The organism is Symplocastrum torsivum (assembly GCF_059505465.1).
Genome location: NZ_JCACKQ010000051.1, coordinates 1 through 26,999, shown reverse-complemented (window position 1 = coordinate 26,999; position 26,999 = coordinate 1). Strand labels below are relative to the sequence as shown.

General features: G+C 46.8%; 31 protein-coding genes. 11 read left to right on the top strand and 20 right to left on the bottom strand.

From position 1 onward, the window contains the following. Both tgt and AC5JL3_RS16975 read left to right on the top strand, forming a co-directional pair. On the top strand, window positions 1–1,137 hold the full coding sequence (gene tgt / locus AC5JL3_RS16980; protein WP_496075596.1) for a tRNA guanosine(34) transglycosylase Tgt: 1,137 nt from the start codon (window positions 1–3) through the stop codon (window positions 1,135–1,137). Between the two features lie 60 nt (window positions 1,138–1,197). Further along, on the top strand, window positions 1,198–1,335 hold the full coding sequence (locus AC5JL3_RS16975) for a photosystem II reaction center protein K (RefSeq protein WP_192217579.1): 138 nt from the start codon (window positions 1,198–1,200) through the stop codon (window positions 1,333–1,335). Window positions 1,336–1,442: 107 nt separating this feature from the next. On the opposite strand, the gene AC5JL3_RS16970 is transcribed toward AC5JL3_RS16975, so the two are convergent. Together AC5JL3_RS16970 and AC5JL3_RS16965 are read right to left on the bottom strand one after the other, a co-directional pair. After that, window positions 1,443–2,000, bottom strand: a complete 558-nt coding sequence (locus AC5JL3_RS16970) for a glutathione S-transferase family protein (RefSeq protein WP_192217578.1) — start codon at window positions 1,998–2,000, stop codon at window positions 1,443–1,445. 13 nt (window positions 2,001–2,013) lie between these two features. After that, window positions 2,014–2,478, bottom strand: coding sequence for a hypothetical protein (locus AC5JL3_RS16965; RefSeq protein ID WP_496075595.1), 465 nt, complete (start codon window positions 2,476–2,478; stop codon window positions 2,014–2,016). Between the two features lie 424 nt (window positions 2,479–2,902). Here AC5JL3_RS16965 and AC5JL3_RS16960 point away from each other — a divergent pair, with 424 nt between their 5' ends. Beyond that, window positions 2,903–3,607: a tetratricopeptide repeat protein gene (locus AC5JL3_RS16960; protein WP_496075594.1), complete on the top strand. Its 705-nt coding sequence runs from the start codon at window positions 2,903–2,905 to the stop codon at window positions 3,605–3,607. Between the two features lie 183 nt (window positions 3,608–3,790). On the opposite strand, the gene AC5JL3_RS16955 is transcribed toward AC5JL3_RS16960, so the two are convergent. Both AC5JL3_RS16955 and psaM read right to left on the bottom strand, forming a co-directional pair. Next, window positions 3,791–4,183 (bottom strand): slr1601 family putative cell division protein, encoded by a 393-nt coding sequence (locus AC5JL3_RS16955; protein WP_496075593.1) that lies wholly within the window; start codon window positions 4,181–4,183, stop codon window positions 3,791–3,793. Between the two features lie 344 nt (window positions 4,184–4,527). Next, complete coding sequence (psaM, locus tag AC5JL3_RS16950; protein ID WP_192217574.1) at window positions 4,528–4,626, bottom strand: photosystem I reaction center subunit XII; 99 nt, start codon at window positions 4,624–4,626, stop codon at window positions 4,528–4,530. A 393-nt stretch (window positions 4,627–5,019) separates the two neighbouring features. On the opposite strand from psaM, the gene AC5JL3_RS16945 reads away from it, so the two are divergent. From AC5JL3_RS16945 to AC5JL3_RS16925, 5 genes are all read left to right on the top strand, one after another. Further along, entirely contained in the window at window positions 5,020–5,763 is a 744-nt protein-coding gene (locus AC5JL3_RS16945; RefSeq protein ID WP_496075592.1) for a TerC family protein, read from the top strand. A gap of 140 nt (window positions 5,764–5,903) precedes the next feature. After that, window positions 5,904–6,905, top strand: a complete 1,002-nt coding sequence (locus AC5JL3_RS16940) for a multicopper oxidase domain-containing protein (RefSeq protein ID WP_496075591.1) — start codon at window positions 5,904–5,906, stop codon at window positions 6,903–6,905. 143 nt (window positions 6,906–7,048) lie between these two features. After that, window positions 7,049–8,062, top strand: a complete 1,014-nt coding sequence (locus AC5JL3_RS16935) for a ComEA family DNA-binding protein (RefSeq protein WP_496075590.1) — start codon at window positions 7,049–7,051, stop codon at window positions 8,060–8,062. A 144-nt stretch (window positions 8,063–8,206) separates the two neighbouring features. Further along, a complete protein-coding gene (locus AC5JL3_RS16930; protein WP_192217570.1) occupies window positions 8,207–8,641 on the top strand; it encodes a ferritin-like domain-containing protein in 435 nt (144 codons plus the stop codon). Window positions 8,642–8,771: 130 nt separating this feature from the next. Next, window positions 8,772–9,722 (top strand): FTR1 family iron permease, encoded by a 951-nt coding sequence (locus AC5JL3_RS16925; protein WP_496075589.1) that lies wholly within the window; start codon window positions 8,772–8,774, stop codon window positions 9,720–9,722. A 74-nt stretch (window positions 9,723–9,796) separates the two neighbouring features. On the opposite strand, the gene AC5JL3_RS16920 is transcribed toward AC5JL3_RS16925, so the two are convergent. The 6 genes from AC5JL3_RS16920 to AC5JL3_RS16895 form a co-directional block, all read right to left on the bottom strand. After that, window positions 9,797–10,207, bottom strand: a complete 411-nt coding sequence (locus AC5JL3_RS16920; RefSeq protein ID WP_496075588.1) for a PAAR domain-containing protein — start codon at window positions 10,205–10,207, stop codon at window positions 9,797–9,799. A 106-nt stretch (window positions 10,208–10,313) separates the two neighbouring features. Then, complete coding sequence (locus AC5JL3_RS16915; RefSeq protein WP_496075587.1) at window positions 10,314–12,230, bottom strand: VgrG-related protein; 1,917 nt, start codon at window positions 12,228–12,230, stop codon at window positions 10,314–10,316. 21 nt (window positions 12,231–12,251) lie between these two features. After that, window positions 12,252–12,776, bottom strand: a complete 525-nt coding sequence (locus tag AC5JL3_RS16910) for a CIS tube protein (RefSeq protein WP_496075586.1) — start codon at window positions 12,774–12,776, stop codon at window positions 12,252–12,254. Between the two features lie 25 nt (window positions 12,777–12,801). Then, the gene (locus AC5JL3_RS16905) at window positions 12,802–16,029 is read right to left on the bottom strand and encodes a hypothetical protein (RefSeq protein WP_496075585.1); all 3,228 of its coding nucleotides are present in this window, start codon (window positions 16,027–16,029) and stop codon (window positions 12,802–12,804) included. 18 nt (window positions 16,030–16,047) lie between these two features. Then, window positions 16,048–16,560: a phage tail protein gene (locus AC5JL3_RS16900; protein WP_496075584.1), complete on the bottom strand. Its 513-nt coding sequence runs from the start codon at window positions 16,558–16,560 to the stop codon at window positions 16,048–16,050. Continuing rightward, window positions 16,560–16,829 carry a hypothetical protein gene (locus tag AC5JL3_RS16895; RefSeq protein WP_496075583.1) on the bottom strand — a complete coding sequence of 90 codons (270 nt, stop codon included), beginning with the start codon at window positions 16,827–16,829 and terminating at the stop codon, window positions 16,560–16,562. The genes AC5JL3_RS16900 and AC5JL3_RS16895 overlap by 1 nt, the downstream gene beginning before the upstream one ends. 391 nt (window positions 16,830–17,220) lie before the next feature. On the opposite strand from AC5JL3_RS16895, the gene AC5JL3_RS16890 reads away from it, so the two are divergent. After that, complete coding sequence (locus AC5JL3_RS16890; protein WP_242058375.1) at window positions 17,221–17,865, top strand: ABC transporter ATP-binding protein; 645 nt, start codon at window positions 17,221–17,223, stop codon at window positions 17,863–17,865. A gap of 100 nt (window positions 17,866–17,965) precedes the next feature. On the opposite strand, the gene AC5JL3_RS16885 is transcribed toward AC5JL3_RS16890, so the two are convergent. The 9 genes from AC5JL3_RS16885 to AC5JL3_RS16845 all read right to left on the bottom strand — a co-directional run bounded on the left by AC5JL3_RS16885 (window position 17,966) and on the right by AC5JL3_RS16845 (window position 25,791). Further along, complete coding sequence (locus AC5JL3_RS16885; protein WP_496075582.1) at window positions 17,966–18,253, bottom strand: MSMEG_0570 family nitrogen starvation response protein; 288 nt, start codon at window positions 18,251–18,253, stop codon at window positions 17,966–17,968. Continuing rightward, the gene (locus AC5JL3_RS16880; RefSeq protein ID WP_496075581.1) at window positions 18,246–19,454 is read right to left on the bottom strand and encodes an MSMEG_0565 family glycosyltransferase; all 1,209 of its coding nucleotides are present in this window, start codon (window positions 19,452–19,454) and stop codon (window positions 18,246–18,248) included. Before AC5JL3_RS16880 ends, AC5JL3_RS16885 begins: the two co-directional genes overlap by 8 nt. Then, on the bottom strand, window positions 19,451–20,428 hold the full coding sequence (locus tag AC5JL3_RS16875; protein ID WP_496075580.1) for a sll0787 family AIR synthase-like protein: 978 nt from the start codon (window positions 20,426–20,428) through the stop codon (window positions 19,451–19,453). Before AC5JL3_RS16875 ends, AC5JL3_RS16880 begins: the two co-directional genes overlap by 4 nt. Continuing rightward, window positions 20,428–20,955 carry an MSMEG_0567/Sll0786 family nitrogen starvation N-acetyltransferase gene (locus AC5JL3_RS16870; RefSeq protein WP_192217558.1) on the bottom strand — a complete coding sequence of 176 codons (528 nt, stop codon included), beginning with the start codon at window positions 20,953–20,955 and terminating at the stop codon, window positions 20,428–20,430. Before AC5JL3_RS16870 ends, AC5JL3_RS16875 begins: the two co-directional genes overlap by 1 nt. A 74-nt stretch (window positions 20,956–21,029) precedes the next feature. Then, window positions 21,030–22,145: an MSMEG_0568 family radical SAM protein gene (locus AC5JL3_RS16865; RefSeq protein WP_496075579.1), complete on the bottom strand. Its 1,116-nt coding sequence runs from the start codon at window positions 22,143–22,145 to the stop codon at window positions 21,030–21,032. Then, a complete protein-coding gene (locus AC5JL3_RS16860; protein ID WP_496075578.1) occupies window positions 22,142–22,576 on the bottom strand; it encodes a nuclear transport factor 2 family protein in 435 nt (144 codons plus the stop codon). Before AC5JL3_RS16860 ends, AC5JL3_RS16865 begins: the two co-directional genes overlap by 4 nt. Continuing rightward, on the bottom strand, window positions 22,576–23,586 hold the full coding sequence (locus tag AC5JL3_RS16855; protein WP_496075577.1) for a Nit6803 family nitrilase: 1,011 nt from the start codon (window positions 23,584–23,586) through the stop codon (window positions 22,576–22,578). The genes AC5JL3_RS16860 and AC5JL3_RS16855 overlap by 1 nt, the downstream gene beginning before the upstream one ends. A gap of 156 nt (window positions 23,587–23,742) precedes the next feature. Next, window positions 23,743–24,225, bottom strand: coding sequence for an MSMEG_0572/Sll0783 family nitrogen starvation response protein (locus AC5JL3_RS16850; protein ID WP_496075576.1), 483 nt, complete (start codon window positions 24,223–24,225; stop codon window positions 23,743–23,745). A 282-nt stretch (window positions 24,226–24,507) separates the two neighbouring features. Further along, the gene (locus AC5JL3_RS16845) at window positions 24,508–25,791 is read right to left on the bottom strand and encodes an MSMEG_0569 family flavin-dependent oxidoreductase (RefSeq protein WP_496075575.1); all 1,284 of its coding nucleotides are present in this window, start codon (window positions 25,789–25,791) and stop codon (window positions 24,508–24,510) included. 302 nt (window positions 25,792–26,093) lie between these two features. On the opposite strand from AC5JL3_RS16845, the gene AC5JL3_RS16840 reads away from it, so the two are divergent. Further along, window positions 26,094–26,567 carry a type II toxin-antitoxin system VapC family toxin gene (locus AC5JL3_RS16840; RefSeq protein ID WP_496075574.1) on the top strand — a complete coding sequence of 158 codons (474 nt, stop codon included), beginning with the start codon at window positions 26,094–26,096 and terminating at the stop codon, window positions 26,565–26,567. Between the two features lie 2 nt (window positions 26,568–26,569). Next, window positions 26,570–26,761 (top strand): hypothetical protein, encoded by a 192-nt coding sequence (locus AC5JL3_RS16835; protein ID WP_242058361.1) that lies wholly within the window; start codon window positions 26,570–26,572, stop codon window positions 26,759–26,761. A gap of 55 nt (window positions 26,762–26,816) precedes the next feature. Here AC5JL3_RS16835 and AC5JL3_RS16830 read toward each other — a convergent pair whose 3' ends face one another. Beyond that, window positions 26,817–26,900: a hypothetical protein gene (locus AC5JL3_RS16830; RefSeq protein ID WP_496075611.1), complete on the bottom strand. Its 84-nt coding sequence runs from the start codon at window positions 26,898–26,900 to the stop codon at window positions 26,817–26,819. Window positions 26,901–26,999 lie beyond the last annotated feature (99 nt).

Here is a 26,999-nt window from a genome sequence, read left to right as displayed (position 1 = left end):
TTGCAGCAACACAAAGCTTCATTTTCATTTCAATGTCAGGCATCCTGTAGCCAGACAAAGGCCCGTGCTGGTGTTTTTACTACGCCTCATGGCTGGGTTGAAACGCCCAGGTTTATGCCTGTGGGAACCCTAGCAACTGTCAAAACATTAACACCGGAACAACTAAAAGCCGCAGGCTCACAGATGGTGTTGGCGAATACCTATCATCTCCACCTGCAACCAGGAGAAGACATTGTGAAGCAAGCAGGTGGACTGCATCGATTCATGGGTTGGCAGGGACCCATTCTCACGGATTCTGGAGGCTTCCAGGTATTTAGCTTAAGCCAGCTACGAACGATTACGGAAGAGGGGGTGATGTTTCGCTCTCCCCGTGATGGACGGATGATCAATTTAACACCAGAACGGTCAATTGAGATTCAGAATGCACTGGGGGCAGATGTCATTATGGCGTTTGATGAGTGCCCTCCTTACCCTGCTGAACGCTCAGAAGTTGAGGCAGCAACAGAGCGTACCTATCGCTGGCTAAAGCGCTGCATTGAGGCTCACGCACGTCCTGTTGACCAAGCACTGTTTGGCATTGTACAGGGCGGTGTTTACCTAGATTTGCGTCGTGCTGCAGCTCAATCTTTGGTTTCATTAGATTTACCAGGTTATGCCATTGGTGGGGTTAGCGTGGGTGAACCCGCTGAATTCATTCACCAGATTGTTGAAGCTACTGCACCTTATCTACCAGTAGATAAACCGCGTTATCTGATGGGGGTTGGTACCTATCGGGAAATGGCACGAGCGATCGCATCTGGGATAGATTTGTTCGATTGTGTGATTCCTACACGATTAGGGCGTCACGGTGCTGCCTTAGTACAGGGAGAGCGTTGGAACTTAAAAAATGCTCGGTTTCGTGAAGATTTCACTCCCTTGGATGCCAGTTGCCCTTGCTATGGTTGTCAGAACTTTAGCCGCGCTTACCTGAGTCATCTGGTGCGCTGCAAGGAAGTTCTTGGTTATACATTGCTCTCCTTACACAACGTCACTGAATTGATTCGCTTCACCCAACAAATTCGAGCGGCAATTTTAAGCGATCGCTTTTTTACAGAATTTGCTCATTGGTTAGACACCCCAACTTCCGCTCAGCTGTGACCGGGTTCATGTTACGATCCATGTCAATTCTGAAAACTGTGTTGGAAAGGTAATTTAAACATGGAAGCTGCACTGCTGTTGGCGAAACTGCCTGAAGCCTATGCGATCTTTGACCCACTAGTAGATATCCTCCCAGTTATCCCTGTCTTCTTCTTGCTGTTAGCCTTCGTTTGGCAAGCGGCTGTAGGGTTTAGGTAGAAAGGATTAGGGGCTGGGGGATTAGGGAGTAGGAAAGACAACCCTGTCTACAGGGTGCTTGCTATAGCTAATTTCTCGATCTCTCCAGTCCCTAATATCATCAACCCCTACCGTCGTGCCCCAATCCCCTTTTGAAATGCAGGTCGTTCTGAGAGACGCTTGATGTAATCTACAACAGCCGGGTATTCGCTCAAGTCAAGCTTCAACATCATTGGTATGTAAGCCAAGATTGATCCAACTGCCACATCCGCTACACTCAACTCATCTCCTAGCAAGAATGGCTGCTTCTCCAGGATTTGATTGAGTGGCATCATCAATTTAGGCATCTCCCGTTCTCGATTTGCTTCCACAAAGATTCCTGGTCCCAATGTGGCATTAGCGAACAAGATCCACTGGATAATTGTTGATTTTGCTTCTAACGCTGCCGGAAGCTTGCCGTACTTATCAGCGAGATACATCAGAATTGCTCCTGACTCCCAAAGCTTAAAATCTCCATCTACAATTGCTGGGACTTTCCCAATCGGGTTAATCTCTAGGAATTCAGGTTGCTGATGTTCACCGGATTGCATGTCCAGCAAGATAAATTCGTAGGGTTCTCCTAGTTCTTCGAGGTACCACTGGACAATAGATGCCCGACTCCTCGCTCCTCCGTAAAGTTTTAACATTGTAAACTGCCCTCTAAAGAACTTTGTGAGTATATTCGTGTTGTTTAACGTCGTCTTCCTTACGGACAACGCGAGTTTGATTCAATACACGCTTACGTTCTGTAGAGTAGTTGAAGTCATTGCGCGTTGTGCCAAGAGGAATATGGGATTGCGCTTCCTGACGACTTTGGTAAGTACGTGCTGCCGCGATCGCACGGGCGGGAAATTCATCACAAAACTGTGCCTCTGTGGGAAACGCAGAGGGTTTCTGTGGTGTTTCACTAGTGAACAACTCACCGAGAGTAGTTCCACAAGCTGATGAATATGAGGTAGGAATTCCTTTGAGGATAGCTTCTAGCGCGGCTGAAGGGATGGGTTCGATGACTTTGACTTCATGAACTTCACCATCTTCTTTCAGAAAGCAGGTGGCTAAACCAACTACGAGATAGCTATCGGTTGAGACATCAGGAGCCTGATCTAAGGACGTTGCAGCTGCCATAGGATTATTCTTTGTTAACGAGCATAGAAACCAAGACAAATCAATGGCTTCGGTTGCATTTTACCAGCATCTCCACAAGCTCGGAGCAGGAACGTACACCGACTGGAGATTTGTCTCCATCCAATTGGGTGATTAAGGCTGAGAAGTTCATCTTCTTGTGCCAATTTCTTAAAAGTTACACACAGACAAAATCTACGAACCCTACTGATGGGGGAAGTAATTCTTAATGTCCCAGAGATATTGTTTCAGGAAAGGAGTTAAGCAGGATTGTAGTCTCTTTTAGAATGTCCAAATTTAGGACAGCTTGAGTGGTTTGTTGTTGACCTGAAGACGCATTAGTAAGTGACACACTCAGACCAACGAACAGGGTGCTGCAAGCCGTAATGTTGATTATAGATAGGCCGCAGGTACTGTTGAGGAAGATATGAACGCTGACACTTCTGTAAGCCGGAAAGACCAAAATAGACAGTGGTCACAGATGCCACACAAAAATCAAAGGCGTTTAACTCCAGTCAAACTGGTACCCAGAAAAAGCCCACAACTGTCAGATCAAAGCCTACGCGCCTCTGCACATAGCAGAGCAAAGCAAGGGGACTATGCTGGGGCGATCGCATTATTTAACCAGCTAATTATGCGTAACCCCGTCGATCCGATCAACTATAACAATCGGGGGTTGATTTACTTCCAAAGTGGTCAACACGACAAAGCACTGGCTGATTACAACAAGGCACTAGAACTCAATCCTGAATTGGATAGTGCCTACAACAATCGTGCTAATTATTACGCCTCGACTGGACAACTTGCAGAAGCGCTCACAGACTATGAGCAAGCGCTTGACCTCAATCCTGGAAATACTCGTACTTGGATTAACCAAGGTATCACGTTCCGTGAATTGGGACTTTATGATCTGGCGCTAGAAAACCTTGATATGGCTTTAATTCTGGGATGCTTAGAAGACTATATTTACGCCGAACGAGGTCGCACTTACCATTTACGTGGTGACTGGAACTGTGCGATCGCTGATTATCAACGCGCCTTGAGTCAGCTATCACACTCAGGTAGTTCTAGCCGTCTGCGTCGGAAAGTTGAAACCTGGATGAGTCAGCTGCTCAAGCCCCTAAGTGCTTAATTCATTTAATTGTTAACTGTTAGCAAGTTGACAAAAAGTTGCATCAAGGTTTTATGCAACAGACAACAGATATGTAAGCGATAACCCTTCAAGCAAGCTTCTCAAACAAGCCTGCTTGAAGCCATTAAAATCCATACATTCTTGCTTTCTCAGAACTTGTCAAAAACGTCTGCTCTTGTTGCACTAGTGATCATCCTTCGTACTGGGATCTTGCCAGACGATCTGACGCTGAGTTGGGTCAACCCGATAACTCTGCTCATGCATCACGCTTTTGGCTTGTCCAGGATCAAAAGAACGGCTGAAGTCAGTACGCAAGCTATTGACTCGTGTCTCCGTGCGCTTCACTTCCGCACTGACTTCTCGCAACTTTCCTTGCTGTGACAGGTGATAGGGCAACAACTGAATTAGTCCAGTGAGCGCGGCGGCTGAAATTACCAAGTTGACGACCAACTTCGCTGTCGTTTCACCAGCAACGGCACTGTAAGAATGACGACGCTGAGGGCGTTGAGTCCGACGAACCTTCCGGTGAGGTTCTAACGGTTGTCCAGTTGGTCTTGGGGGTTGAATTGCGTTCATCAGTGTTAGGCTACCGCGCTGGGAGAGCCAGCGCTGAAGGGTTCCAGTATAGCGTTAAGGTATGCGCTCCTGATGTGATCTCGCTGCTTTGTGTTTGACGACAATAAGAGCCAAATGAACAAAGAGCCTATCAAAGGCAGTAGCACGCCGATGTTATCAGATAATTTACAGCGTATTACTGTAATTATCCGGAAAACTTAAGCTGCGGGCTTTGAGGGAAGGATGTTGCCTGATGCTAGTTGCTGCGCTAACGCCCTCATTTGGGAGAGAACTTTCAACGCCAACTCATCAATCGCCTCTTGTCTGCCTTTGATAAGCTCTCTGTCACTTTTTTTAAGGGAACTCTACTTGTACAGTTCCGTCGCTAGCCGGAATGCCATGATACCGGGAATTAGGGCAACGACAAGAGCCACGTAAACCTGGACATCTGATATGGATGACATTATTTAACTTCTCCTTATTTCAAAGGTAATTACCCATTAATTTGCGTCAAATTGAGCATTTGCGAAATATCTTGTTACAAGATGCAATATAAATTGCTTCCTGGCTGTTAGAGAACGGGAATCAGGAGGTTGTCTGGAAGTGGAAGCTGGGCAACAGAGCTTAGAGTTGAGAAAGCAATAACTTACTGCCCTTTTTCCATTTCCGACACCCCAGTTCTCAGTAAATAGCTAGCGATTCAAATTTTGCAGTCTACTCGCTCGTCTTCCGCCTTTTCGTCAGAAACTACCCATGAGAGGTTAAGCTAAGTTAAGGTAGCCGTGGTTTTCGCGTATTTTAGAGGATCGCGTACTAGACGAGCTTTTACAACTTTATCTATTTAAAATCGTTACTTAATGCTAGACCAAGTTTTTAACTCCCCTTTTCATGCAGGAATTGAAGCCTCGATAGTGCTGTTGATTCTTGTTGCACTAGAGGCAGTGCTTTCTGCAGATAATGCGATCGCATTAGCTGCGATCGCGCAAGGTTTAGAAGACGGCAAACTCCAGAATCGTGCCCTCAACTTCGGCTTAGTAGCGGCATACGTCTTACGCATTACCCTAATTCTCACAGCGACTTGGGTGGTACAGTACTGGCAGTTTGAGCTACTTGGCGCTGCTTATTTGCTTTGGTTAGTCTTTCAGCATTTTAGTGCTGAGGAAGATGAAGAAAATCAACATCATGGTCCTCGATTTACTTCACTCTGGCAAGCGATTCCACTAATTGCTGTAACCGACTTAGCATTCTCTTTAGATAGTGTAACGACCGCGATCGCTATTTCTGACAAAACTTGGCTCATTGTTACAGGTGGCACAATTGGTGTTATTACCCTGCGGTTTATGGCGGGGTTATTTATCCGCTGGCTCAAGGAATATGCCCATCTTGAGGATGCTGGCTACATTACCGTTGGCTTTGTCGGCTTGCGACTCTTAGTAAGAGCGATTAAACCCGAACTTGTGCCACCTGAATGGTTGATGATTGCTGCCATTGCCTTAGTGTTTGTTTGGGGATTCTCTGAACGCATTGAGCCTAAGCCAGTAGTAGAGGCTGAGACATCGGCTATTGAAGCCCAGACAAAGGAACCTGAAGAAGTTAAATAAGATTCCAGTTCCTCATCCCCAACCCCACTCCCAAATCGACCTTACTTGAGAATAATTGACAATTAGATTAAGAGAATTCTATAGTTAGTCTCGGAATAATTAGTAATAGTTAGCAATAACTTAAGTGACAGCTACTGTCCATGCCAAAACTGCCTCTAATTGAGCAAGGCAAGCCCTTCTCGCGCCGTCAGTTAATTAAGTTAGGGCTAGCAGGTGCTGGTGTTGCTGGTGCAGCGCTAGCTTTACCGTCTTTGACCCGAAAACAAACACAACCTGCAAAGATTCCGCCTCTGTCAAGTGAGGCTCCGGCTGTGGCTGCGGGGTTCAACCCAATGGCAATTGTCCGGGACTTTGACTATGGGACAGTGAAAAAAGAGAATGGACGTACTATTCGGGAATTTCGGATTGTTGCTGGAACGACCAAGTTGGATTTGAATAGTGCCGTTTCTTTTATTACTTGGAACTTCAATGGTCGTGTGCCGGGACCGACACTACGCGCCAAAGAAGGCGATCGCGTTCGGGTAATCTTCCTCAATAATGGTGGACACGCTCACACCATGCACTTTCACGGTATTCATCGTGCAGAAGTTGATGGCATTCGACCTGTTCGCAATGGTGCAGCAACGATCTATGAATTTGATGCTGAACCTTATGGAGTTCACTTATACCACTGCCATATTGCCCCAGTAACGCGACACATTTCAAAAGGGTTGTATGGGATGTTCATCATTGACCCCCCTACAGCGCGTCCACCTGCTGATGAGATGGTGCTGGTGATGGCGGGGTATGACGTGAATGATGACCAGCGAAATGAACTTTATGCCTTTAATGGGTTGCCAGACTACTACATGATGCACCCGATCCCGATTTACCAAAATCAGCTAATTCGGTTGTATGTGCTTAACTTGATTGAGTTTGAGGCAGCGGCAACCTTTCATTTACACGCCAACTTCTTTGATGTCTATCCCACAGGGATGACCCTTACACCAACACAGAGAACGGATGTCATCACGATGGGAACGGCTGAACGGCATATTTTGGAGTTTGCCTACCGCTATCCCGGCAAGTATATGTTCCATCCTCACCAAGATGCGATCGCAGAGGCTGGCTGCATGGGTTTGTTTGATGTAATCGAAAGCTGACTTTATCAACCCTCTTCTTTACAACTAGTTGACAAGAATTCTCAATGGTTTGACAATAAGTCCTACTTGACGTTGTTGCAAATCTTTCTTAAAAATTAGCAATTGAACGCTTCAAGTTTGATGAGAAATTTTGACTTATTGATATGAAAGCAATCCTTCGTTTTTTTGCTCTCGCTCTTGCTGGTGCCTTGTTGGTTGTTCTCACGAACTGTTCTCAGACACCAAGCACGAGTGATGCTTCAAACTCTTCGCCTGCTTCTGATTCAAGTCCTGCAGCCACTACGACTGAGAGTAAAACTGCTGCTGAGGAGAAGATCAACATTAACACGGCGATTCTGTCGGAGTTAGATAAATTTGAAGCAGCATTAGGTGTCCCGGCATTATCAAACAAGATTCAAGCAAGTCGCCCCTATGGTAGCCCTGAGGAACTGGTATCAAAAAAGGTGATTACTCAAGAGCAGTTCGATCAGATTAAAGATCAGGTGACTGTTGAGGATGTTGTTCTAACGGGTGTTGCCAAAGATGTCGATTACATGACCAAGTTGGGCTTGATGAAAGGACATATGATGGTTGCCAAAGAACTGCTGGATCAGGGTAAGCCCGATCAGGCAGAACCGCACATTGGGCATCCTGTAGAAGAAATCTACGTTGATGTCGAAGAGCAATTTCAAGAGCGCAACGTTCCGGAATTCAAAACAGCATTAATGAGCTTGCAAGATTTGGTGAAATCTAATCCTAAAGATGCCAAACTAGCGGCGAATTTTGAGGAGTCCATGCAAGCGATAGATGGAGCGATTCAGGTTTTGCCGGAGCAACAGCGTCAGTCTCCTGAGTTTGTGCTGCAGGTGATTGATGGGTTATTGGATGCGGCTGGAGCTGAATATGGTGCGGCAATTGCTGATAACAAAATTTCTGCGGTAATTGAGTACCAGGACTCGCGGGGATTTGTAAATTATGCAGATACCCTGAACAGCAACATCTCTGACTCGTTAACGAAGGAAAATCCGGAAGCCCAAAAAGCGATCGCCCAGAGCATGAATAAGCTAAAAACAGCCTGGCCCTCAGCGCAAGCCCCTGCAACACCCGTGCTTCCCCCAGAGGAAGTATCTCAATTGATCAAAACCATTGAGCAGAACAGCCAGGAAGTAGTTAACTAAGTGAATCGGGGTAAACTGCATAGCCTTGAGGCGTTTGCCCTGAAATTTTCTGTTCTACACGTTATCTCTACCATTAGTTGTTAAAGTTTTTGAGATAAATTAATCACAATGTGAGTACATCTACTCGTTGTAAAATCGGAACTCATGAAAGACCTTGACCTGAAAAAGACCATTAACCTATTGAACTCCATCATGGAATTTGAACTTGCCGGGGTTGTGCGTTACACCCATTATTCCTTGATGGTGACTGGACCTAACCGGATTCCGATTGTGGACTTTTTCAAGGCGCAAGCCAGTGAGTCCCTACTCCATGCCCAACAGGTAGGAGAAATTCTCACCGGGTTAGAAGGGCATCCTAGCCAACGGATTGCTCCAATTGAGGAAAGCTACAAGCATTCTGTGCGGGACATTCTGGAAGAAAGCCTCAACCATGAGAAAAAAGCGCTGGAGATGTATAAAGAGCTACTCAGCGTCGTGGAAAATGCCAGCATTTATCTAGAAGAGTTTGCCCGTACCCAAATTGGTCAGGAAGAAATGCACAGCATTGAAATTAAGAAGATGTTGCGCGACTTTAGTTAATAGTTATTCGTTATTAGTTCAGTCGTCAGTAGATTCCCTCGACTTTCCTCTACGCATAGTGGAGAACGAGGGCAACTGACACAGGTAACGGGCGAAAAACGCACAGCTAACAACTGACAAAGAACAAATTATGGATTTTAGTGCTGCTTTACCGACCTTTGTGATTACCCTGCGAGAAGGGGTCGAAGCTGCCCTTGTGGTGGGGATAGTACTAGCTTGCCTAAAAAAAGCCAAAGCCGAACAGCTCAACTCATCGGTGTATGCAGGTGTAATAGCAGGGATTGTTGCAAGTGCGTTGGTTGGTGTTCTGTTCAGCTGGGGCATTCAAGCCTTGAGTACGACATACCCAGAGTATTCACCCATAATTGAGCCATTACTAGAGGCAGTCTTTGGGATAGTTGCGATCGCCTTACTCAGTTGGATGCTGATTTGGATGACTCAACAGGCGCGATCGCTCAAAGCTGAAATTGAAGGCAGTATCACCTCTGCCATTCAACAAGGTACGGGTGCGGGTTGGGGTATCTTCAGCTTAATTTTCTTTGCTGTCTTGCGAGAAGGCTTTGAAACGGTTGTCTTTATCATCGCAAAGTTTCAACAAGGACTTGTACCAGCCATCGGTGCGATCAGTGGTATAGCGGTAGCTGCCGGGATTGGGGTTCTCCTGTTCAAGTGGGGGGTCAAGATTAACATCCGCCGATTTTTCCAGGTGATGGGTGTTTTTCTCATCCTGATTGTCGCGGGTTTGGTAATCGGAGTACTGGCTCATTTCGACCAAGCCATTGCATCACTCGCGCAGATGAATCGCCAGTCAGAATCGTTGTGTTTCTACTATGAACACTTTGCCAAAAACCCCTCTTGCGTTCTAGGACCAATGGTTTGGAATACAAGCAGTGTCCTGCCGGATGAAAAATTTCCGGGTTTAGCACTCAAAGCCTTATTTGGCTACCGCGACCAAATCTATGTAGTTCAAGCTGTAGCTTACCTGCTGTTTTTATTCACAATTAGCATCGTTTATTTCAACAGCTTGACGGTGCCAAAGGTTGCCAGTGCTAAACCTCAGCCTTCAATGGATAAGAAGTAAACTATGTGGCGTAGCCTATAAAGTTTTCAGTCTAGTGACCTTGCCTAAGATGATTAGAAAAGTGCGATCGCTAGCTAAGATTTCTTCTTTTTAAGTTCAGCTTCTTTGCGCTTCACCTCTTCATCCATCGTTTTTAGCTGCGCTTGAACTTCAGGCGGCGGGGGAACAGCAACCCCCATATCGCCAATCAAGACATTCGGTTGTCCTTTAACGATGGTTGTTGCTACTGGTACAGGAACCCCCAAAGGGCCAATAGTAAGCCCATTGACCATAGACGTCACCCGTGCTGCTGGTCGTCCACCAATTAAAACAGTAAACCCCCCTGTTGCAATAATCCCAGGAGCGTAGTTGATGACAAGTCCGGAAACCTTATCACCAACACAAGCAGCAGGTAATCCTCCAATCAGGACAGTAGGGACACCAGGAGGAAGAATGGCATCTCCTGTGACAGTCAGATCACCAACTCGTGCGGCAGGGAAAGACATAAGCAATTAAACCTTAAATTGGGAATTGGGAATTGGCAAGAGACTTAGATGTACCTCACTCTCAACAAGAATTGCTATAAATCAACCGAAGCAGACTGACTCAACATTAATTGAGCTTAATTAATCCACCAACAACTTGAACAATGCCCCCCTTCACATTGGTCGCGGCGCCGCCTTGGATATTAATTGTCGCGGCTGTCTGAATGCTGATGCCTGCTGGGGTAACTTCAATAGTACTGGCTCCCACTTTCAACGTAATGGCTTGGATACCAGAAAGAGCGATTTCCCCTGCGGCTAAACTGATTTTGTTAGAAGTCCCTGTGCGTCCCGCCTTGACAGAAACGTCACCCGTCGAAGTTAGGCTAATAGTTTTGTTCCTATCATCAAGGCGAAGGGTATGTCCTCCACTGGTTTCGATTTCTACAAACTTCTCGCTATCATTCAAGCGACACCAGTGACCTTCTTTCGTCTTGATGTAAATCCCTTGCTTACTGCTAGCTTTATCCTCCTCCACAAATTGGAGACTATGCCCAACACGGGTCTTGATAGTACGCAGACGCACCTTACCATTGTCAACCGAATCACTTACCTTTTCAGGCGGGGCATCCTTACCATTCCAGACATTGCCAATTACATAAGGACGATGGATATCGCCGTGTTCAAACGCGACAAGTACTTCGTCATCAATTTCGGGTAAACAGTCAAACCCCCGACCTGAACCAGCACCTGCACCCACGACCCGCGCCCAATTACTTTCGTGTTCCTCGGTCAACGTCGGAAACTTTACCCGCACTCTGCCCCAACCTTCAGGGTCTTTATTATTAGTGACTCTCCCCACTAAGAGCGTTTGTCCAGGTTCGAGGTGGGTGGGTGGGGATAAGGTAGCAAGGAGGTCGCCTCCACGCAATCCCCGTACACTAAATTCTGTTTTGTAGGTGCGTTCGCTAAAAATGTGACGGCTTTCTGTAACGTAGTATTTGCCGTCGTACTTCCCCATATTTTTTAGTTTCACAACCCGCCCAGGTTGAATTTTGGGATTGCCTTGGGCTTGGGCATCAGCATGGACAAATTCTCCCCCTAATTCATCTAACAGGGCTTGGGCAAGGGTATCCGCTTCTTTGGCTGTAAAAATTGGCTGATCTACCACAACCACTTTAGGATCGTTAGGTTTGCCTTGAAAGGCTTTACTTGTCTTACTTCCCTTGCCATGTTTGGTTTTTGTCATCACTTGAGCAGAGGATTTAGTCGAGACTATCGTCTGCTTTTGCTTATAGTCCCATCCGCGCACTTCTACACTTTGCACTTGTTCCGCACTACTGACGCGAACATGGAAACTGCTCAGGTTTGTTAACCATTGGAGTTCTAGAGTCTCGTCCACTTTCGGTTTACAAAAGTTTAGTTCACCATTGTGTACAAACAACTCAAAGCCATTCCGAGCTGCTCGTTCTCGCAAGAATTCCATATTTGTTTGGTTTTCCTGAAAGACGTAATCATGGGGTGTTCCACTCTCATCAATTGTGCCGACAGTTATCCCTACTTCCTGAGCAATCTCTTTAACAATGTCTGTATCTGTGTAATTTTGAAACGAGCGGTTGTGCCGCCCTCTGTGTAGGCGATGGGATATGTCATAGCCGCCAATAATCATGGGTGCTTGGGAGCCAGAGGTAAAGTGAGTTTCTAAGCTTGTAATTTCCCCTTTGAAAACACTGCCCTTCACCTCTTCCTCAAATTCCACTGATGCCGTAGTACTCGCTTTAAACGCAATGTCAATCGACTTACCAATGGCAAATAAATTTTCGTGCGCCCACGGTCGCTCTGGCTCGTCTTCTGGAGAGTTCGGATGTTGAACTTTTCCTGAAAAGTAAGGATTTTGAATAACAAGCGTAAACATTGCAGGTCGATGTAAACTCTCCTCGACATAGATTTGCAGGATGTCTTCCATCAGGTCTTTTGGAGCAATTTGACCATCAATTTTTAGAATTACCTGGTCTGTGTAGGTGGCTTTGTTGTTGGCGTTGACCATGATGGACTCAAAGGATAACGGCTAACGTGAAAGGAAGGTTGAACGATCAGAAGCTTCGCGTAGACTCTGGCTAGGATTGGTAGTCCCTTGACCCGGTCTGGGGGTCGGAGAATCAACTTGCTCTAGCGATAAATCAAGCACTGCTCGCACTGGTGTGCCATCCGGTAAGAATAGGGTCAGTTTGAAGCTGAGTGTTTTGACAAAGCATCGGAGATACCGCTCCTTGCCCCAGGTAAAGAGATAAATGGGCGGACGCTTATCTTTTCCCTGACCGCCTTGAGAAAACTCAACAGCTTTTGTGAACTTCCCTACATGATCAAGGACACTCCTTCCTGATTCGTAGGTGTCGAGGAGGATGTTGCTGATTTTGAGGGAATAGGGATTTGGGTGTTTAAAGCTAGTTTTGTTCTCCCCTTCTGTTGTACGCGCCCCTTGTGCCTGTTCTATGTCGATGCTTCGACTAAAGTCCAACTGGTTCGGGTTGAACATGAACTCAATGTTTTCTCCACCGTCAACGGCGATGAGTTTGGCTTTTTGTAACGTCATAGGTATTCACTTATTAACTGAACTATCACCACGGTAAGCGACCGGAATAGGAGTTGCCGCTACGCTCCTGCTCTATCTTGAATCGCTGGCGGACTAAGCTATAAATTTCTCGTGCTAGCTTTTCGATTTGCTCCGGTGAAGCATCTGCGGCGGGTTCTGTCTCAGATGTGACTTCTGTAACGTTGCTCTGCTCCTCGTCTGTTTGAATAGTGGGTATGGTGTCTGCACTAGTTCGGCGCGTGGCTGACTCAAACTGAGGTTGAATGACTGTTTCGGTAGATCCAAACGGTTGGAGATCGGGAAATGGAGGACTAGCTTGAGCGGAGGGACTGGGAACTGAAAAGGAACTGCCGTTGAGTAATTCTGCAATGCTTGACCATTCAGTCGGGACATCTGCAACCACCCCTGTGTTCGATGAGGTTGGTGCAGTTTGGAGGACAGATTGGGAAGGCAAAGAGGATGAAGAGATTTGGGCAGGCGAAGATGTGGGGAATTGTTCAACACCACTCTCTGCATTATCAAAAACGTTGCTCTGTTTTCTGGCAATTACGGGTACAGGTTCATTAGGAGAAGCCATGTCTGCAAGGGAAGCGGTTTGAATAAGAGGGGTTGAGCCAAGGGAATCGAGTACGCTTAGATCCTGCAAGACGGTTGGTAGCGTGGGCAGTGTGTTGAGATTAGTTGAGGCAGTTTGCTGAAATGGCTGGATAAGGTCTGGCTCTGTTGCAGTTAAGCCATCTGTTGGCTGCGTATGTAGTACGCTTGTTGGAGTTTTCTCAGTTGTAAAGGGGGAAACAGGGGTGGTAGCAGAGGATGAATCAGTGATAGGTGCGATCGCTTCTTCTTCTCTTTGCACGGTGCCTTCCTCTGGCGCACTCGATTGCGAAGACGGTTCTTGAATAATTTCAGGAGCAGTTTGGAAGTCGGTAAAGTCGGCTTCCTTTGCCTGAATAGTAGACTGAGGGCTGCTTACAGGTTGATCTAGTGCGGGAGCGTCTGTTACTTGGCGTTGAACGGTAGTTGATTCTAATAGAGGTTGAAGGGTTGGTGCCTCTGTTGCTGTTGGCTGCTCCTTAGAGTCTGCGGAGACTAAATCAGAGACAGTTAGTTGTGGTTCTATTGTCAAGCCGGATGAGTCAGATTGCTGCGGTTCCGCTGTGATAGCCGTGTTTTCTACTTCACCCGTGAGAGGTTCTTGTATAGATGAGACGTGAGCAACTTCAGTAAGCGGTGCAGGGGTGGCTTCTAGTTGAGGTTGAACGCTGGCTTCTTCTAGATGAGTGGGAGATTCAACGGGTGAAGATTCCTGCATTGGAGCATTAATCTCAGGAGATTTCCTCACCTGAACCTCCGAAGTATCCAGCAATGAGCTTAGTTCAGTTGCAGAGGCTGGCGTTGCACTCGTCGAGTCTAATTCAGGCTGAACAATTGCTTCTGTTTCGGCAGTAGGAATACTGGCTGGTGGTGAGGTGTTTTGAGTGGGTACTGAGGGGGTAAGCTCAAGTGCGGATGGGAGAGAATCTGAATTGACTGTGCTGGGAAGAACTGCGTCACTCGGTTGTGCCGGACTGAGTAGAGGATGTTCTAAAGGAGAATGCGATCGCACTTTCTCCACCTCATCACCAATTGTCGGTAGTTGAGAATTTGTAGGTTCCTGAACTGACTCAGCAGCACGTTGAACAGTTTCTGGAGATGATAACTCTATTGCTTGGTGAGATACTTCTGTTACTACTTCACTTGGCAAGTCAAGCAAGGGAGGTGAGGTAGTTTCTGATTGGAGTGATGCAGACTCGAAACGAGGTTGAATCGTTTCTTGCTCAGTCGAGGTTGTCAGTTCTGGTGAAGTAGTAGGGACGTCCTCAACTGGCTCTACCAAAGTTGGGTTACCTGTTGTTTCAGGTGGGTTGGGAGTTGAGGGAGGAACGTTTGCAGTATTTGCCTGTCTTGGTAAATCGGTAAACGCCTCAGCTTGGAGTTCAGTCGTAGACAACTCCGGTACTTCTGGCTGTACTGCTTGTTCCAATGGAGAGACTGAGGCTGGGTAAGCTTGGATAATTGGTGCAATCGATTGAGGAGTTTCCTGTGATTGGGAATCTGAACTGAGCAAAGAAGTCGCAGAGTCTTCTAATCCAGTGATGTTCTGTATTGGAGGTTGACTCGGCTGTTGATAACTCGGCGACTCACCCAAGGGCATCATTCCCTCGGTAGCCTGTCTTATAGTGCTACTCTCAGCCTCTTGAGGCAAGTTGGTTTGAGCTGGTATCGCTTCGACCTCTTCGCGTTCATTGCTTTGGGGCTGTTCAGGTATAGCTTGGCGCTGAATTGTGGATGCGATCGCTGATTCACTAACAGACGAGATAACATCGGGTTGAGACGTTTGCGTTTGTTGTCCTGATTCTGTGGAGATAGCAGGAGCTTCCCCTAACCCTGAAGGTTTCTGAAGTGCTTCTGTGACTGGCTCCGTTGCACCTGTTGATGCTTCTACAGCCGGGGATTTGGGTGAAGAGGGTGCTGCTTCTGATTGTGATGATACTAGCTGAGTTTGGATGCTTGTATCAGTAGAGGATGAATTCTCCCCCCTTTTTAATGCCGGAGCTTTAGTGAGGAGCTGGGGGGGATCTAAATCTGACGGGGAAGTTTGAAAACTCTCCCTATTACCAGGTAGACTTGTCGGCTCTGATGCTGTCTGTGCTAATAGAGGCGGTTCTCCTGGGGATAGTTGCGATCGCTGAATGCTTGCTTCTAAATCTGCTGTAGGTGCAATCTCAGAACTGACAGATTCATTGGCAATTGGCTCATCTGGCAAGATTGGCGAATCTACACTTGCACCTGTCACTCTAGTCGGTTCACTAGCATCGACGCTTTGAACTTGTGCCTGCTGCTCTTGAACCCTAATCAGTTGATTTTCTAACGGCAATGGTGCGGGTGAATCAAGTGATACCGTTTGTCGTTGAATTGGCGTGTTCTGGGAGAAAGCTGTTGCTGTACTCTCACTTTGATGATCTATCTGTGAAGTCGGCTTAGGGGTGTCGAAAAACGGTGACTCGGCAAATGATTGCCCAATTTCAGCATACTCTGACCCTCCTTCGGGAAAAAAGATAGAAGGGTCAAGGACGGCGAGAGGTCGCGCCCCAAGCGGTAGCATAAATTGTAAATTAGGCTCCGTTTGCCCCAACGCCCTCGGAGGAAGTAAAGGGTTTTTAATCCCTAGAGGCTCAGAGCGATCAAGGGGTGCATCCAGAGGTTCTGCCATAATGTTTCATCCCTTGTCTCAACCACTCGAAAAGTATCCCAACGAGTCGCGCTGAAGTCCTGTAGTCGCACTCCCGCCACTGGGTTTCACAACAACCTTTAGACCTTCGTAAGCTAACGTTAATTCCTCAATGGCAACGGTGCTAGAGTTTGCCTGGAGAGACGGTGTTTTCCAACCCACAGGCACAGCACCAACAAGCGTCCAAGCCTGCATTGTTTCCCCAGCTTGGTTGAAGACGATAATCGTTACGTTACGACGCTCCTTCTTATCTGGGCTAAGGAATTTCTCCAGCCACTGCCAGAATATTACATCATCGGTAATGCCACGCTTGAGCGTCACATCGCTGAATTTAGCTTGTTTAAGAAAAATACGCTGTTGATCGTTAACCCCACCCTCAAAGTAGGTTTCTTTATCGAGTTGAACATCCAAGCCCGAACATTCACTAAATGATGCAGCGATACTGCCACCAATCTCGACATAAAAACGATTGGCAGTTACATAATTGAGTTCGTGGGTTTGACTATTTGTCATTAGCGTCGTCTCCCGTATCCTCGGTTACGCTCCCGCTCAATTTGCAACTCTTCCCGCAGGAGTTCAAAAACGCGATCGCTCAGTTTCCTGATTGCCAAAGGGTCTTGCAGAATTTTCGCAGCTAGTTTAGTTAGTGCAGCCCTATCCTCCTGGGTCTCACTCCCTTGAATAGAAGCAGGAGCCGCATAACCTACAGGAGAAGGAGATTGGCTCTTGGAGACAAGTATAGACTGTGCAGCAGCTAACTGAGAGGAGGAGCGCTCAACCATAGTAGAACTAAAGTTTTGTGCCAAGTTTATCCAAATGCGTCGAGGTTGGGTACTAGCGGAAGGTCGAACTTAGCCAATCCAGTAAGCAGATCTTGGAGAAATCACGCTACACCTAGATTACGCAAGTAGCACAACTTAGACAGACACTGACACTTGGCAAGCTTTTTAATTTATGTAGATAGGTAGACTGAAAGTAGTGCGATACTAATGGACAATTTACTACAGCGGCACATGCGTTCTTGACTTTCAAATCATAGTTACTGACACTCGAAAAGAAGTGCTGTTGTAAATTAACTTGATGGTGTTTACTAAGAGACGAAACCTGGGTGATTCTACCTCCATAGGTTTAACTGATACTGAAACGCGATCCATCCTTGCCAAAGGGGTAGAGATGGCATTTCAGTCAGGACAACAACGCTTTCAAGTTCTTCAAGGCATTGACTTGGAAATTAGAAGCGGCGACATCCAACTCCTAATGGGGCCATCTGGGTCAGGGAAAACAACCCTGTTGTCAATCTTAGCGGGACTACTAACACCCACTACTGGAAAAGTTTATCTACTTGGAGAAGAGATTACGAAAATGTCTCGAACCAAGCTAGCACGGTTTAGGCGGCAGAACATCGGCTTTATTTTCCAAGATTTCAACCTATTTCCAGCCCTGACAGCAGCGGAGAACATTGAAGCGGTGCTGAACATCAAAGGTATTCGGGGCAAAGTCGCACGATATCAAGCACATGCTCTGCTAGAACAGGTTGGTTTAGGTCTAAAAGCGAATCAAAAGCCTGGTGACTTATCTGGAGGACAGAAACAGCGAGTTGCGATCGCACGCGCTCTAGCAGGTAATCCACGGCTAATCATGGCAGATGAGCCAACGGCTGCCCTAGACTCTCACAGTGGGCATACTGTGATTGAATTACTGCGGCATCTGGCAAAAGAAGGGGGCTGTACTGTGTTGATGGTGACACATGATCCCCGTATTATCGATGTAGCTGACCGAGTGGCTTATTTAGAAGATGGAATTTTGAGAAGTCGTTAGTTGTTACTAGAGTTTAGACTAACGCGCTCTGTCTTAGCGACGCTGAGTGGAGCTGAACTCAATAAGCTTAATGGTGATGATGTAGGGCAAGGTTTCAGTTTCACTCAAGAAATTGGATGAATCGAACTTTTGGTTGAGGAAAATGGCTGTATTGGGTTGCTGTCGCTTCAATACGTTGAAGTTGCCCTAAGGCTAATGAACACGGCATCCCATATTTGGCAAGGACGCGATCGCTAGCAATCTTGAGTGATGTACGCGATCGCTCCACAAAGTCTTCAATCGCATACTCACTCTCAGGCGTGAAGTAGTCTTTGACAATCAGAGAAGGGGAATAGCAGGTTTCTTTGGAACCATCAGGCCACTGAATTTGGAAGCGAATTTCAGGCATAGTTGTTCAAGGATTGGGAGTAAGTGAGACGTTGTTGGTAGTGGTGTAGGTGCAGTTCGGCAGAGGCTTCCCAGGTATAGCGAGATAGGATGGATTGACTCTGCTGCACCAGGGAATGAGCAAGTTCGGGCTGGGTAATTGAGCGCATAGCCTGAGCGATCGCATTTGGCGAGTCGGGGTTAACCAGAAGTGCCTGAGTTTCTAAGAGAAATTCGGTAAATGGAGATTGGTTAGAGGTAATGATTGGGATACCCGATGCGATCGCTTCCAGCACCACGAGTCCCCAACCCTCCTTGACAGAAGGGAACACAAAAGCATCAGCTATTCGATAGAGGGCAGATAGTTCCGCCTCTGCAATTACCCCAGGTAAAATGAGAGATTTGCCGATTGGGACTCCTAAACGCTGTGCCAGAGCAAAAAACTCATCCCGATAGGGCTGATAGTCAAATAGGGTTGCTCCACCTGCGATCGCTAACTGTGCTTGAGGGTAATCTGCCAGTACCTCAGCAAATGCTTGCAATAACTTGATGGAATTTTTCCGAGGTTCAATCCCGCCTACACTTAGGTAAATGGGTGAACCGTCCAATCCTAATCGCTCCTTGAGCATTGCTTCAGAGCCGTTGTTAATTGGTGAAAATCGTTGGGTATTGACCCCGTTAATCACCCGTGGAGCGTTAATCTTGTAGTGCTGCTGGAGTTCGGCTTGAGTGCGATCGCTAACACACAAGCAGAAATCCGCTTCACGAATCGATCGCTCCTGACACTGCTGGAGATAAGGGCTACTAAAGTCTTCAATATGATGAACTGTACGAATGAAATGGGGAATGTGCTGGCGTTGCCGTAGGATAGCTAAAGCATTGGCGCTGATGCAGTCCTGAGCATGGTAATAGTCGTAGCTTTGCTCAGACTGGCTCAAATAATCGACAAATTCTTGAATACGTTGACCAATTAAAGCATCAATGTCTATAGGAGCGAGTTGAGCAGGGATAGATTGGTATTCATAGGATAAATCGCGATCAAAGCCCTTACCGTCTTTATCCAGTGCATAGACACAAACGTGATGACCGAGTGCCTGTAATGCCTCAGCAAGTTCCAGGGTATGAATAACACTACCTCTGGGTTTGGTGGAATAGGTAAGTAGCGCAATGCGGAGTTGGGTTGGTTGTGGAACGCAAGGCACTGCTTTGATACTCTCAATCATCGTTTCACCTTCTCCCTCGCGAACCCAGTCAAGCGTTGCTCAGATAAATCCCAGAACACGACAGATTCCTCCTGAGATTTGAGAATGAGTTCCTGAGTTGATTGAACCTCCCCGACAACCTCACAAACTAAGTCTCGGTAGCGGAATTTGGATTGAACGGTTGCCACCTGGTCAGGGCGAACACTCAAGAGAAAACCGTAGCTGGGAAAGCAGAGTAACCAGCGTTCCAAGGGTAGACCATCTGGACAAGGTACTCTGTCCAAATCCAAGATTGCCCCACAGCCAGAGGTTTCCAGTAACATTAGCAGCGTTCCAATAATGCCGCCCATGCTGATATCCTTTCCAGCATCACACAGACCCGCTTCAGCAAGTCGTGGTAACAGTTCTAAGTCTTCACGGAGTTGGAGTGGATCGGCTGCTGTCGCAGCATCCCAGAACGGATGCTTGGGATGGGGTTTACCTCGAAAGTCAGTGGCGACGAGTAGCAAATCACCAGGTTGGGCATTGAAGCTAGCAATCAGGCGCTTTGCTCGTCCTAGGATAGCGACAGACAAAGCATTATAGGGACTATGACAGTTGGTGTGTCCACCGACGATAGGCACGTTGTAGGTTTGGGCGGCTGCCTTCATCCCGTCCCAGAGGGGTTGGCTAGCGCTGATAGACTGGCTCCAAAGGGTATCGGCGAGGGCAATAGGACGACCTCCCATTGCATAGATATCGCAGATGTTGACCAGTACCGCACACCAACCTGCAAACCAGGGTTCGGTTTCCACGAGCAGGGGCCACATTCCCTCTGCTGCCAGAAGTAGGTATCCCTCTAAGTCTGGAATAGCCGCACAGTCATCTCCTAAAAGGATTTTCGTCGAGGAGTTAAACCCCACACTCTGCCCTAATGCCTGTGCTGCGGTTTGGATGTCTTGCTTTTGTAAGATGCCTAGGGCTTGTCGTAACTGCGCTGCTAACTCGGATAGCATCAGGATGCCTCTCTTGCCTGAAGGGGGAGAACAGGACGTGATTCGGTTCCAGGGGGATAGTAATTTAGGTCAGCTTCCATCAGGTGATGAGGGCGATCGCAAATTACGATCTCCTCCATCGTCTCCCAGTGAAGTCGCTGAAAAAAGCGCACATTTTGTAATTGCACCGTTGCTAAAAACTGTTTGCAACCCCAAGTATTTGCTGTAGTGACCGCTTTGTAAATCAAGCCTTTGCCGATTTGCCAGCCTCTGCGATAGTCCGGGTGCGTGCCCAATCTGCCACCATACCAGATGCCTGGTTCAACTTCATAGATTCGCACAACTCCGACTACTTTATTGATGTCAGTTGCGATCGCGGAGCCTTCCCTTTGGGAAATCGCCACAATGGGATATGCAATTTTGTCAATTTCATCAACATCATCTCCCTGAAATAGTTGTTGTTCTTCAGCAAAGATGGAGCGACGAAGCGCAAAGTAAGCAGCAATTTCCTGAGAATGTGTTGCCAGTTTGAATTGGTAAGTCTTCATTGAAATGGCGAATTGAGTTAAAAACTTGGGCTGTTCAGACCCCCGACTTCTTAAAGAAGTCGGGGATCTTGGGTTTACGTTTCAAAGTTGGAAAGAGCAGAGCAAGCACCACATTTGGCACAACCTGCTTTGATTTCCTCCGATGACATTCCTGCCTGCTTTAACATGGCACCCACTTGCTCATAGAGGGTAAACATAAACTCGCTCTTAGGGGCAGGATGATTGGCTAGTGGTGTTCCTGTGATGGGAACAAAGGGTACAACGAAGGGATAAACGCCGATTTGAATCAGGCGATCGCAAACCTCCAACAGTGTCTCTAAGCTATCTCCCAACCCTGCTAGTAAATAGGTATTCACCTGTCCCCAACCGAAAACCTTGACTGCTGCGGCAAATGCCTCAAAGTAATACTCCACAGGCACTGTTGCTTTACCCGGCATAATTTTTGATCGAACTTGGGGGTCAGCCGCTTCCAGATGCATTCCTAAAGTGTCAATTCCTGCCGCTTTCATGCGATCGAACCAAATGAAATCATCAGGCGGTTCGCACTGCGCTTGAATCGGAAGGTCTACTCTGGCTTTAATTGCTTTGGCACATTCTGTCAGATAAGCTGCACCGCGATCGCTTGTATTTGGTGTTCCAGTTGTCATCACCATTTGCTTCACTCCATCCAGTCGCACGGCTGCTTCTGCAACTTCAGCCAGTTGAGCGGGGGTTTTCCGGGCAATGGTTCTACCTGCTGCCAGCGATTGTCCAATGGCGCAAAACTGGCAAGAGTTCTCTGTATCGCTGTAACGCATACAGGTTTGCAGAACAGTTGTCGCTAAAACATTTCGACTGTGCAACAAAGCAATTTGACTGTAAGAAATGCCGTCAGCCGTAGTTAGGCTGTAGAACTTGGGTTGATGGGGAAAATTGATGGATGCGATCACGCTTGGCGCGGTGGCAGAGTCAATCGCTTCTCGATCCAATTGCACTAGCATTTGGTTGGTTGTTTTGTCAATCCCAACCGTGTAAGGCGACTGAGCGGCTGGGCTGTTGTAAATCGGCACCATTACCGTCGTGCCATCCACGGTTACAGCTTTGTGATCGGAAGGGCCTGCCCCACCTTTTCGTCCTGCTGCTCCAATTTCATGCTCAACTAGCTTCAGTCCATGAGTTTGAAGCTCTACGATTAACTGTTGCTTGTTCATAAAGCGGGTTTACGCTCCCATCGAAACTTTCTTTCAGACTCTTGAATGGGAACATCGTTAATGCTGGCTTCTCGCCTTTGCATCAAACCGTTCTCGGCAAACTCCCATTGTTCATTGCCATAAGCGCGATACCAGTAGCCAGAATCATCGTGCCATTCATACTCAAAGCGCACAGAGATGCGGTTGTCGGTGAAGCTCCAAAGTTCTTTTTTGAGACGATAATCTAACTCTTTAGCCCACTTACGTTGCAGAAAAGCTGCGATCGCTTCACGTCCACTGAAAAATTCGGCTCGATTTCGCCACTGGGAATCCTCTGTGTAGGCTAAGGCAACTTTCTGTGGATCGCGAGTGTTCCACGCATCCTCTGCTGCTTGAACTTTGATGAGAGCAGTTTCAAGGGTAAATGGCGGTAAGGGGGGTTTTGTTTCCATTAGGGAGTAGGTGGTAGGGAGTAGGGAGTAGGTTGTAGGTATGGGTCAATTGTTTCATCCGTTGCCTGAATGCCATCTGCTACTTCCATCACGTTTTGGGCATCTAAGTTAACCCGCAATTGCAATAAATCGGGGCGAGAATAGTGACCAACAGAATCCATCATTCGCTTGCGTTTGGTAATCAGGGAGAAATCCAAATCTGCGATCGCGATTCCCTCACCTTCTGTAATGGGTGTACACAAGTGATTTCCTTCAGGCCCAATAATTGCCGTATTGCAGCCACCACTCAACACTCGCTGCAATTTTTCATCGGAGGTAATTTGTCCAACCTGCTCTGGAGACAGCCAACCTGTCGCATTCACCACAAAACAGCCGGATTCGAGTGCATGATGGCGGATAGTTACCTCAATCTGGTCAGTAAAAATCTGTCCAACCAGCGAACCAGGGAATTGAGCACAGTGAATTTGTTCGTGCTGCGCCATTAAGGCAAATCGAGCTAGGGGGTTATAGTGTTCCCAGCAAGCTAAGGCACCCAGCTTACCAACAGCCGTATCTAAAACCTTCAAACCAGAACCGTCTCCCTGCCCCCAAACCATTCGCTCATGGTAGGTTGGCGTAATCTTGCGCCGCTTCAATAGCAGGGTGCCATCCGCGTCAAAGATTAGTTGGGTGTTGTAGAGCGAACCATTATCTCGCTCATTCACCCCCAGCACCACCACAATTCCATAAGAGCGGGCGGCTCTACTTACGGCATCAGATACTGGACCCGGAACGGTTACAGCTTCTTCATAAAGCCGCATATGTTCCTTGCCCATCAATACGGGAGGCTGCACAAAGGAAAAGTAGGGATAGTAGGGGATGAAGGTTTCAGGGAAAACGATCAGTTGGGCACCTTCTTTGGCAGCTTTTGCGATCGCCTGCAATACCTTCTCAGTCGTCCCATCCCGACTGAACAAAACTGGGCTGATTTGTACTGCTGCCGCTCGGACTGTACGTGAGTAATCCATCATTAGGTGGTAGGAGGTAGGTTTTAGGGGGTAGGTAGCAGGGAATAGGTTTTAGGGAAGAAGCTACAGCACTGGCTGGGAAAGATTAGGATTTTGGGTAGATTCTGCTCCTGATAAAGCCTGTAAATCTACCATCTAACACCTACCCCCTACCAACTCTTACACCGTCCAAGTATCCAGAATGAAGGCACCTTCTTTACGGTGCATTAGCATCAAATCCAGCACATCAAGGGGATTGATTGGGCGGATGCCAGGGATGAGAGAAGGTTCGCCGTGACCGTAAAGTGCTTGCATAGAAAAGCGACAAGCATAGACTTTGCCACCCTCAGAAATAAACTTGCTAATCTGGTTGTTAAAGTTTTGCTGACCAGGAAATGGCTCATCACCAATTTTGGGAAAGCCTCGTTGAATACCCAGCGTTATCCCTGGCCCGTACAGCAGAACCGAAGTTTCAAATCCCTTACGGAGCAAGCGAGTTGCTTGCAATAAATTCACTAGACCAATTGACCCTTCAAACGCAACGGTGTGAAATGTAACAAGCGCTTTCTCACCGGGTTCTGCTTTGACATCCGGGAAAACTTTCTCTTCGTAATCAACAAAGAAATCACCAGCTTTATGAGCGGGAGTGGTTACTTCAGGCATGATTTTCTCCTTATTATTCGTTGAAAATTGGAACGTTTAATAGTGGATTAAGAACTGATTTGTAGCTACTAAAATCCTTAAATCACCTAGCTGATGAAGGATGAACACTTAGCAAACTTATGTTGTGCTGCCAGATTAAGTGCTGGCAGATAAAGCGATTTGTATCTTTCACTACGAAACTTTTAGGTCTAACAATAAGACTAGGGGTAGCGATCGCAATATCTAAAACGATCTCAAACTATCACCAAGTACCTATCTAAATCGATAGGTTGTTGCTCGTTACTACGACCCCAGTAAATATTCATTGACGATGCTCCAAGCGCCCGAATACGATACTTTCTTCCTCGCTGTAATGTAATCAGCCAAGTAAGTAGCATCCCGTGCGACTCCCGAAAACCGTCCTGAACCCCACGTATACAACCACGGAAGTCCCAAGAAGTACAATCCTTGCACACCTGTTACACCGCGATCGTGACCAGGATACCCCTTGCCATCAAACACCGGAACCTCAATCCAACTAAAATCGGGCTGATACCCAGTAGACCAAACAACACCGCCTATATTCGCCTTTTCATAATCAAGCTTCAGAAATGCTTCATCTGGCTCCCAAACGGGTTTGTAAGTCGGTTCTGTAGGTGCTTCTATTTGATTTTTTTCAATGAATGCATCAATGCTTTTCTTGATGTTATTAGCAACCGCATCCGCTCGATCCAAATTTTGCTTCAGGTCGTCCCAAAATTCAAGATGACTACTGCTAATAGTCTTTAACCTTCCATACAGTTGCATACCCTCTAGAGAAAACTGCCGCAGATCGATCTCACGCCCACCATCGCGACCTGTAACATAGTGATTAGTATTGGTTCTAGCTTTCTCTTTCTGGGGATGTTCGTCGATTGACAAATCGTAGTACCCCATTTGGTCTAACCAATCGACAACATCTTTCCCACGATATCGGCGTGGCGATCGCGGGGCACTTCCTACACATAAATGGACTTTTTTACCTGCAAGGTGCAAATCCTCTGCAATCTGACAACCGGATTGTCCGGTTCCCACAACTAATACGCTCTTGTCAGGTAAAGACTCTGGGTTTTTGTATTCAGATGAGTGGATTTGCACAATATGTTCAGGAAGCCTTTCAGCGATTTTTGGTATCTTGGGAATGTGGTAGCTCCCCGCAGCAATTACCACTTGATCCGCTGTATAGTCTCCAATAGAAGTCGTTAATTCAAAGACATCCTGAGAACGGCTCTTCCGAACTTTTGACACTTCCACGCCTTCCTTTACAGGAGGGTCAAATGATTTAGCATAATGTTCGATGTATTTTACGATTTCATCCTTTTGCATAAAACCGTTAGGGTTATCTCCTGGGTAGTGATATCCAGGGAGCTTGCATTGCCAATTGGGTGTTACCAAGCAAAAGGAATCCCAACGTTTTGAGCGCCATGAATGTCCAATCCTATTTTTTTCAAAAACGATATGGTCAAAGCCTCTCTCCTTTAAGCAATAGCTCATGGACAGACCCGCTTGACCACCACCTACAATAATGACGGAATAGTGGTTTTTCATTGGCTCCCTTCTCGCTTGCTTGCTTCAATGTTTGCAAGATTAAGTGGTAGCAGAGAAGGTGTTTTGTATCTGTTAATACGAAAGGTTTAAGTCTAACAATAAGACAGGGATTAGCGATCGTGTTGTCTAAAACTCTGTCAACCAGCCATCAATCACTATCTAAATCGATAGGTTGTGGATTTTTTTGATAGGGCGATCGCAGGGTGAGACAATTCTGGTTTCTGTTACAGTTGATGATTGTTCTAATGGGCGTGTATCTCATGATTACTGTAATGTTGAGCTTGCCAATGAACTAATCCTGCATGAGTGAAACTGTTTACATCGAAACCAGCATAGTTGGGTATCTCACTATCAGACCCAGCAATAACCTGATTCTCATGGCTAACGCAGAGGCTACACGGGAATGGTGGGGTACTCGCCGCAGTCAGTTCACTCTTTATATCTCTCAAGTGGTTTTGGATGAGGTGGCACGGGGCGATGCAGAAATAGCAACCAGGCGACTTGAGATTTTGCAGGACTTTTCACTGCTTGCAGTCAATGAAGCTGTCCAGGATCTAGCAGCCCAGTTTCTTACCAAGAGCAGTCTTCCGCCTAAAGCGGCTGATGATGCACTCCACATTGCAGTGGCTACAGTTTACGGCTTGGACTATCTGTTAACGTGGAACTGTAGGCATATTGCTAATGCTCAAATCCAGAAGAAACTGCTGCAACTCAGCAATGATGCTGGATACGAACTACCAACTATTTGTACGCCCTATGAGCTAATGGGAGAGTAGAAATGTGGAAGGATGAAGTTCTCGAAGAGATTTACACAATTCGGGAAGAACACGCAAAGTCTTTTAACTACGATTTACAAGCAATTTGTAATGATTTGCGGAAGAGGCAGGCTGAAAGTGGAAGACAGATCATCTCAAAACCCATCAAACAGCGCAGTCAGCAACCTAACAAATCGCTGCACCCAACTGCATAGAAGTTATCTGTTGGGTGTTCCAGGTTAGCTACCGCTGCTGACCGTGGCAGCTAAACTACTGAATCGAGTCATTTACGATCGCATGATGGAGTGCCTGATAACAAGTTTGCGCTTTGAGCTTTTTGAGAGCATTATTCATATGGAACTTGACAGTAGTGTCACTAATTATGAGGCGATCACCAATAGACCTCTTGCAAAAGTCGTCGCTGGGGTAATATGAGGTCTGAAATTAGGCGAT

Bases quoted from the DNA above. Each gene is read 5' to 3' on its own strand.
- AC5JL3_RS16975 (WP_192217579.1), top strand. From the start codon at position 1,198: ATGGAAGCTGCACTGCTGTTGGCGAAACTGCCTGAAGCCTATGCGATC.
- AC5JL3_RS16970 (WP_192217578.1), bottom strand. From the start codon at position 2,000: ATGTTAAAACTTTACGGAGGAGCGAGGAGTCGGGCATCTATTGTCCAG.
- AC5JL3_RS16965 (WP_496075595.1), bottom strand. From the start codon at position 2,478: ATGGCAGCTGCAACGTCCTTAGATCAGGCTCCTGATGTCTCAACCGAT.
- AC5JL3_RS16960 (WP_496075594.1), top strand. From the start codon at position 2,903: ATGAACGCTGACACTTCTGTAAGCCGGAAAGACCAAAATAGACAGTGG.
- AC5JL3_RS16955 (WP_496075593.1), bottom strand. From the start codon at position 4,183: ATGAACGCAATTCAACCCCCAAGACCAACTGGACAACCGTTAGAACCT.
- psaM (WP_192217574.1), bottom strand. From the start codon at position 4,626: ATGTCATCCATATCAGATGTCCAGGTTTACGTGGCTCTTGTCGTTGCC.
- AC5JL3_RS16945 (WP_496075592.1), top strand. From the start codon at position 5,020: ATGCTAGACCAAGTTTTTAACTCCCCTTTTCATGCAGGAATTGAAGCC.
- AC5JL3_RS16940 (WP_496075591.1), top strand. From the start codon at position 5,904: ATGCCAAAACTGCCTCTAATTGAGCAAGGCAAGCCCTTCTCGCGCCGT.
- AC5JL3_RS16935 (WP_496075590.1), top strand. From the start codon at position 7,049: ATGAAAGCAATCCTTCGTTTTTTTGCTCTCGCTCTTGCTGGTGCCTTG.
- AC5JL3_RS16930 (WP_192217570.1), top strand. From the start codon at position 8,207: ATGAAAGACCTTGACCTGAAAAAGACCATTAACCTATTGAACTCCATC.
- AC5JL3_RS16925 (WP_496075589.1), top strand. From the start codon at position 8,772: ATGGATTTTAGTGCTGCTTTACCGACCTTTGTGATTACCCTGCGAGAA.
- AC5JL3_RS16920 (WP_496075588.1), bottom strand. From the start codon at position 10,207: ATGTCTTTCCCTGCCGCACGAGTTGGTGATCTGACTGTCACAGGAGAT.
- AC5JL3_RS16915 (WP_496075587.1), bottom strand. From the start codon at position 12,230: ATGGTCAACGCCAACAACAAAGCCACCTACACAGACCAGGTAATTCTA.
- AC5JL3_RS16910 (WP_496075586.1), bottom strand. From the start codon at position 12,776: ATGACGTTACAAAAAGCCAAACTCATCGCCGTTGACGGTGGAGAAAAC.
- AC5JL3_RS16905 (WP_496075585.1), bottom strand. From the start codon at position 16,029: ATGGCAGAACCTCTGGATGCACCCCTTGATCGCTCTGAGCCTCTAGGG.
- AC5JL3_RS16900 (WP_496075584.1), bottom strand. From the start codon at position 16,560: ATGACAAATAGTCAAACCCACGAACTCAATTATGTAACTGCCAATCGT.
- AC5JL3_RS16895 (WP_496075583.1), bottom strand. From the start codon at position 16,829: ATGGTTGAGCGCTCCTCCTCTCAGTTAGCTGCTGCACAGTCTATACTT.
- AC5JL3_RS16890 (WP_242058375.1), top strand. From the start codon at position 17,221: ATGGCATTTCAGTCAGGACAACAACGCTTTCAAGTTCTTCAAGGCATT.
- AC5JL3_RS16885 (WP_496075582.1), bottom strand. From the start codon at position 18,253: ATGCCTGAAATTCGCTTCCAAATTCAGTGGCCTGATGGTTCCAAAGAA.
- AC5JL3_RS16880 (WP_496075581.1), bottom strand. From the start codon at position 19,454: ATGATTGAGAGTATCAAAGCAGTGCCTTGCGTTCCACAACCAACCCAA.
- AC5JL3_RS16875 (WP_496075580.1), bottom strand. From the start codon at position 20,428: ATGCTATCCGAGTTAGCAGCGCAGTTACGACAAGCCCTAGGCATCTTA.
- AC5JL3_RS16870 (WP_192217558.1), bottom strand. From the start codon at position 20,955: ATGAAGACTTACCAATTCAAACTGGCAACACATTCTCAGGAAATTGCT.
- AC5JL3_RS16865 (WP_496075579.1), bottom strand. From the start codon at position 22,145: ATGAACAAGCAACAGTTAATCGTAGAGCTTCAAACTCATGGACTGAAG.
- AC5JL3_RS16860 (WP_496075578.1), bottom strand. From the start codon at position 22,576: ATGGAAACAAAACCCCCCTTACCGCCATTTACCCTTGAAACTGCTCTC.
- AC5JL3_RS16855 (WP_496075577.1), bottom strand. From the start codon at position 23,586: ATGATGGATTACTCACGTACAGTCCGAGCGGCAGCAGTACAAATCAGC.
- AC5JL3_RS16850 (WP_496075576.1), bottom strand. From the start codon at position 24,225: ATGCCTGAAGTAACCACTCCCGCTCATAAAGCTGGTGATTTCTTTGTT.
- AC5JL3_RS16845 (WP_496075575.1), bottom strand. From the start codon at position 25,791: ATGAAAAACCACTATTCCGTCATTATTGTAGGTGGTGGTCAAGCGGGT.
- AC5JL3_RS16840 (WP_496075574.1), top strand. From the start codon at position 26,094: ATGAGTGAAACTGTTTACATCGAAACCAGCATAGTTGGGTATCTCACT.
- AC5JL3_RS16835 (WP_242058361.1), top strand. From the start codon at position 26,570: ATGTGGAAGGATGAAGTTCTCGAAGAGATTTACACAATTCGGGAAGAA.
- AC5JL3_RS16830 (WP_496075611.1), bottom strand. From the start codon at position 26,900: ATGAATAATGCTCTCAAAAAGCTCAAAGCGCAAACTTGTTATCAGGCA.